We start from the raw sequence: 5,304 nt of genomic DNA, 5'->3' as shown, positions 1-5,304 counted from the left end.
CGTATGCCAGCCTCAACCTGGGCAGCCATGTGGGCGACGAGCCCCGTGCCGTGCAGGCCAATCGGCAGATCCTGCAGGCTGCCGTGCGGGGCGCTAGCCCGGGGGCCCGCGCCGTCTTCCTGAACCAGGTGCACGGCACCAGCGTGGTCACCCTCGACCGCGCCACGCCCGATGGCACCGAGGCCGACGCCTGCCTGGCCACCCAGCAGGATGCGGTGTGCACCATCATGGTGGCCGACTGCCTGCCCGTGCTGCTGGCCCACCAATCGGGCGCCGTGGTGGGGGCAGCGCATGCAGGCTGGCGCGGCTTGGCGGGGCAGGGCGGGGTGGGTGTGCTGGAGGTTGTTTTTGAGCGATTTTCGGCGCTGGCGCTTACAGGACAAGCGCAATCAGCTATAAAAAAAGAAGCAATCGGCATGGTTGCCGCCCAGACCATGGCGTGGCTTGGCCCGTGCATCGGCCCTTCGGCGTTCGAGGTGGGTGCCGAGGTGCGCGAGGCATTCTGCGCGCACCTCCCGGCGGCGCAAGCCTGCTTTGCGGCGCAGGGCGGTGGCAAATACCTGGCCGATCTGGCGGCGCTGGCGCGTCTGCGCCTGCGCGCGCTGGGCATCACCCAGATTTATGGCAATGACAGCAGCGCGCCCTGGTGCACCGTGGGCAATGCCTCACGGTTCTTTTCGTACCGGCGCGATCAGCGGGCTCTCGGTGGCAGCGGCCGTATGGCCGCCTGCATCTGGCGCGGCTGAGCCCGTGCCCACCAAATCTGCCTCGCCAGCTGGGCCCGCGCTGGCTGTGGAGGATGTTGCGCGCAGGGTTGCCTGCTCGGCGTCGTAGGCCGCCTGCTGCGCCTGCTCGCGCGCCTTGATGGCCCGCTTGCGCCCGGGCGTGCCCAGGATGTACGCCACGATGCCCGCGGGCAGCACCCCATAGAGCAAGAACGTGAAGAAAGCGCCCAGCAGGCCGCCGGTGCTGCTGGTGGCTTCGGCCACGGCCATCATGAGGGTGACATACAGCCAAGCAATCACTACGAGGTACATTGGAATGGGAGCGAAAGATGCTGTGGAGGTTGCCTTGCGGATGCGGGTGGGCAACAATGGGCTGCAAGCCCCGTGCGACCGACCAACGTTTGAGGAAGCAACATGAATTCTGAAGCACTCTGGGCCCAAGGCGCCCAGCAATTCCAGCAGATTTTCGGTGAAAGCTGGTCGAAGGCGCTGCAATCCCTCACGTCGGCCGAGCCCGCCGGGCTGCTGCCGGGTGCGGCGCCGGTGCAGTTCTCCCAGGCCAAGCTGAAGGCATTGCAACAGCAATACCTGCACGACGCTCAGCAGCTGTGGGCGCAGGGCCTGCAGGCCGCCCCGGAGGTGAAAGACCGCCGCTTCTCCGGCGACGGTTGGGCCGCCAACCCCGTGGCGGCCTTTTCGGCCGCGGCCTACCTGCTCAATGCCCGCACGCTGATGGCCCTGGCCGACGCCGTCGAGGCCGATCCGAAAACCCGCGCCCGCATCCGTTTTGGAGTGGAGCAATGGATGGCCGCCATGGCGCCCAGCAACTACCTCGCCTTCAACGCCGAGGCGCAGAAAAAAGCGTTGGAGACCAAAGGCGAGAGTATCGCCAAAGGCATGCAGAACCTGCTGCACGACATCAGCCAGGGCCACGTGTCGATGACCGACGAGAGCCTGTTCGAGGTGGGCCGCAACGTGGCCACCACTGAAGGCGCCGTGGTGTTCGAGAACGAACTGTTCCAGTTGCTGGAATACAAACCGCTCACCGCCAGGGTCTACGAGCGGCCGTTCCTGCTCGTGCCGCCATGCATCAACAAGTTCTACATCCTCGACCTGCAGCCCGAGAATTCGCTGATCCGCTATGCCGTGGAGCAGGGTCACCGCACGTTTGTGGTGAGCTGGCGCAATCCCGATGAGTCCCTGGCCCACAAGACCTGGGACGACTATGTGGAAGACGGTGCCATGGCGGCCATCGACGTGGTGCAGAACATCACGGGCGCCGAGCAGATCAACGCGCTGGGCTTTTGCGTGGGGGGCACCATCCTGTGCAACGCGCTGGCAGTGCTGGCCGCGCGGGGCGACGAGCCCGTGGCCAGCGCCACGTTTCTCACCACGCTGATCGATTTCACCGACACGGGCATCCTGGACGTGTTCATCGACGAAGCGTCGGTGAAGTTCCGCGAACTGCAGATGGGGCATGGCGGCCTCATGAAGGGTCAGGACCTCGCATCGACCTTCAGTTTTCTGCGCCCCAACGACCTGGTGTGGAACTACGTGGTGGGCAACTACCTCAAGGGCGAGACGCCGCCGCCCTTCGACCTGCTGTACTGGAACAGTGACAGCACCAATCTGCCGGGCCCGTTCTACGCCTGGTACCTGCGCAACTTCTATCTTGAAAACAATCTGGTCAAGCCTGGCAAGCTGACCGTGTGCGGCGAGAAGATGGACCTGGGCAACCTCACGCTGCCGGTCTACATCTACGGCTCGCGCGAAGACCATATCGTGCCCATCAACGCGGCCTACGGCTCCACCCAGGTGCTGCCGGGCAAGAAGCGGTTTGTGATGGGGGCCTCAGGCCACATTGCAGGCGTCATCAACCCGCCCGCCAAAGGCAAACGCAGCCACTGGATTCGCGCCGACGGCAAGCTGCCTGCCACGCTGGCACAGTGGCTCGAAGGGGCCACCGAACACCCGGGCAGCTGGTGGACCGACTGGTCCGACTGGCTCAAGGGCCATGCCGGCCGGCAGATCGCCGCCCCGAAGGGCTATGGCAAGGGCCCCCGGTTCAAGTCCATCGAACCGGCGCCGGGCCGCTATGTCAAGCAAAAGGCGTGACACGGAGCGCGCCGTGGGCAGATCGCCGTCTTGCCGTCAAAAGATGCGCCGCCAGCACGGCGTGGCGGATTTTGCGCAAGGCGCGGGTGGCCCCGCTGCTTTGATTGTCGGTGCGTTCGTGGCGCCGCCATCGGCTGATACGCAAAAGCACTGACCGCGAGCGCTGCGAGAATCACACTGCAATACCCTCCAACCACAAGGACATTCCATGGAAGACATCGTTATCGTTTCGGCTGCCCGCACTGCCGTGGGCAAGTTTGGCGGCGCGCTGGCCAAGACTCCTGCCACCGAACTGGGTTCCATCGTGATCCGTGAGGCCATCGCCCGTGCGGGGCTGGCGTCCGACCAGATCGGTGAAGTCATCATGGGCCAGGTGCTGGCGGCTGGCGTGGGCCAGAACCCTGCGCGGCAGGCGGCCATGAAGGCTGGCGTAGCCAAGGAAACGCCAGCGCTCACCATCAACGCGGTGTGTGGCTCGGGCCTCAAGGCCGTGATGCTGGCAGCCCAGGCGGTGGCCTGGGGCGACAGCGAGATCGTGGTAGCGGGCGGCCAGGAGAACATGAGCCTGGCCCCGCACGTGCTCAATGGCTCGCGCGAGGGCCAGCGCATGGGCGACTGGAAGATGGTCGATTCGATGATCGTCGACGGCCTGTGGGACGTCTACAACCAGTACCACATGGGCATCACCGCCGAGAACGTGGCCAAGCAATACGGCATCACGCGTGAAATGCAGGACGCCCTGGCCTTGGCCAGCCAGCAAAAGGCTGCCGCCGCACAGGACGCGGGCAAGTTCGTCGATGAGATCGTCGGCGTGAGCCTGGCCCAGAAGAAGGGTGATCCGATCCTGTTCAACATGGACGAATACCTCAACCGCAAGACCAGTGCCGACGTGCTGGCCGGTCTGCGCCCGGCCTTTGACAAGGCGGGTACCGTGACGGCCGGCAACGCATCGGGCATCAACGACGGTGCCGCCGCCGTGGTGGTGATGAGCGCGAAGAAGGCGGCGGCCCTGGGCCTGAAGCCGCTGGCGCGCATTGCGGCGTTCGGCACATCCGGCCTCGATCCGGCCACCATGGGCATGGGCCCCGTGCCTGCTTCGCGCAAGGCGCTGCAGCGCGCCGGCTGGAACGCCGCCGACGTCGATCTGTTCGAGCTGAACGAGGCTTTTGCGGCCCAGGCGTGCGCCGTCAACAAAGAGCTGGCCATCGACCCCGCCAAGGTCAACGTGAACGGTGGCGCCATCGCCATCGGCCACCCCATCGGTGCCTCGGGTTGCCGCATCCTGGTGACGCTGTTGCACGAGATGCAGCGCCGCGACGCGAAGAAGGGCCTGGCGGCGCTGTGCATCGGCGGAGGCATGGGCGTTTCGCTGGCGCTGGAGCGCTAACCCCTCACCCTGCGGCATTCCACCGCAGGGCTGGCAGGTGCCAAGCCGGCACCTGCCATTGCTGTTCAATGCCCTCGTTGACGCAGGGCCCATCTGCCCTGAAAGGGGTGGGTAGAGGGGGGGGCGGGGCCCGCGGCCGCTGCGCCATTTCTCCCCAATCCTGCCCCCGGCGGGCGCGGCGCTGTTGCAGGCAAGCGCAGGCCCTGCTGAAAAACAAACGCTTCAGTGTTTTCCTTCACTGCAGTGCATCAATTCTTGGTTAGAGTGGGCACAGAGCGCGCATCACAACCAGGAGAAATCAAATGAGCCAGAAAGTAGCGTACGTCACCGGCGGCATGGGCGGCATCGGCACCGCCATTTGCCAGCGCCTGCACAAGGATGGGTTCACGGTCATCGCAGGTTGCGGCCCAACGCGTGATTACCAGAAATGGCTGGATGAGCAGAAGGCCCTTGGCTACACCTTCTACGCATCGGTGGGCAATGTGGGCGACTGGGATTCGACCGTCGCAGCTTTCTCGAAGTCCAAGGCCGAGCATGGCCCGATCGATGTGCTGGTGAACAACGCTGGTATCACGCGTGACCGCATGTTCCTCAAGATGACCCGCGATGACTGGGACCAGGTCATCGAAACCAACCTCAACAGCATGTTCAACGTCACCAAGCAGGTGGTGGCCGACATGGTGGAAAAGGGCTGGGGCCGCATCATCAACATCAGCAGCGTGAATGGCGAAAAAGGCCAGGCCGGCCAGACCAATTACTCGGCCGCCAAGGCCGGCATGCATGGTTTTTCGATGGCGCTGGCGCAAGAACTGGCCACCAAGGGCGTTACGGTGAACACCGTGAGCCCTGGCTATATCGGAACCGACATGGTGAAGGCCATCCGTCCTGACGTGCTGGAAAAGATTGTGTCCACCGTTCCAGTGAAGCGCCTGGGCGAGCCCAGCGAAATCGCTTCCATCATCGCCTGGCTGGCGTCCGACGAAGGGGGCTACGCCACCGGAGCGGATTTCTCGGTCAACGGTGGCCTGCACATGGGCTGATTTGGGCCCATTGCAGACAACAAAAACCCCACATCGT

The 5,304-nt window shown here is 64.7% G+C and carries 5 protein-coding genes; 4 read left to right on the top strand and 1 reads right to left on the bottom strand.

All coding sequences use genetic code 11. The features are described from left to right. Positions 1–746: peptidoglycan editing factor PgeF (gene pgeF, locus ACDELDRAFT_RS18765; RefSeq protein ID WP_005799591.1), on the top strand; the 746-nt coding region annotated here is incomplete at its 5' end. Here pgeF and ACDELDRAFT_RS18760 read toward each other — a convergent pair. Beyond that, a complete protein-coding gene (locus ACDELDRAFT_RS18760; RefSeq protein WP_005799590.1) occupies positions 666–1,037 on the bottom strand; it encodes a hypothetical protein in 372 nt (123 codons plus the stop codon). The genes pgeF and ACDELDRAFT_RS18760 overlap by 81 nt on opposite strands. A gap of 102 nt (positions 1,038–1,139) precedes the next feature. On the opposite strand from ACDELDRAFT_RS18760, the gene ACDELDRAFT_RS18755 reads away from it, so the two are divergent. The 3 genes from ACDELDRAFT_RS18755 to phbB all read left to right on the top strand — a co-directional run bounded on the left by ACDELDRAFT_RS18755 (position 1,140) and on the right by phbB (position 5,267). Beyond that, positions 1,140–2,840, top strand: a complete 1,701-nt coding sequence (locus ACDELDRAFT_RS18755) for a PHA/PHB synthase family protein (RefSeq protein WP_005799589.1) — start codon at positions 1,140–1,142, stop codon at positions 2,838–2,840. Between the two features lie 208 nt (positions 2,841–3,048). Beyond that, positions 3,049–4,227 (top strand): acetyl-CoA C-acetyltransferase, encoded by a 1,179-nt coding sequence (locus ACDELDRAFT_RS18750; RefSeq protein ID WP_005799588.1) that lies wholly within the window; start codon positions 3,049–3,051, stop codon positions 4,225–4,227. A 302-nt stretch (positions 4,228–4,529) separates the two neighbouring features. Next, positions 4,530–5,267 carry an acetoacetyl-CoA reductase gene (gene phbB / locus ACDELDRAFT_RS18745; protein ID WP_005799587.1) on the top strand — a complete coding sequence of 246 codons (738 nt, stop codon included), beginning with the start codon at positions 4,530–4,532 and terminating at the stop codon, positions 5,265–5,267. The last annotated feature ends 37 nt before the right edge of the window (positions 5,268–5,304 follow it).

Origin of the sequence: Acidovorax delafieldii 2AN, from assembly GCF_000175235.1 — a bacterium.
Taxonomy (GTDB): Bacteria; Pseudomonadota; Gammaproteobacteria; order Burkholderiales; family Burkholderiaceae_C; genus Acidovorax; species Acidovorax delafieldii_B.
This window is presented reverse-complemented; position numbering and strand designations above follow the sequence as displayed.

Excerpts from the sequence above, each read along its gene's own strand:
- ACDELDRAFT_RS18750 (WP_005799588.1), top strand. The coding sequence starts at position 3,049 with ATGGAAGACATCGTTATCGTTTCGGCTGCCCGCACTGCCGTGGGCAAG.
- ACDELDRAFT_RS18755 (WP_005799589.1), top strand. The coding sequence starts at position 1,140 with ATGAATTCTGAAGCACTCTGGGCCCAAGGCGCCCAGCAATTCCAGCAG.
- phbB (WP_005799587.1), top strand. The coding sequence starts at position 4,530 with ATGAGCCAGAAAGTAGCGTACGTCACCGGCGGCATGGGCGGCATCGGC.
- ACDELDRAFT_RS18760 (WP_005799590.1), bottom strand. The coding sequence starts at position 1,037 with ATGTACCTCGTAGTGATTGCTTGGCTGTATGTCACCCTCATGATGGCC.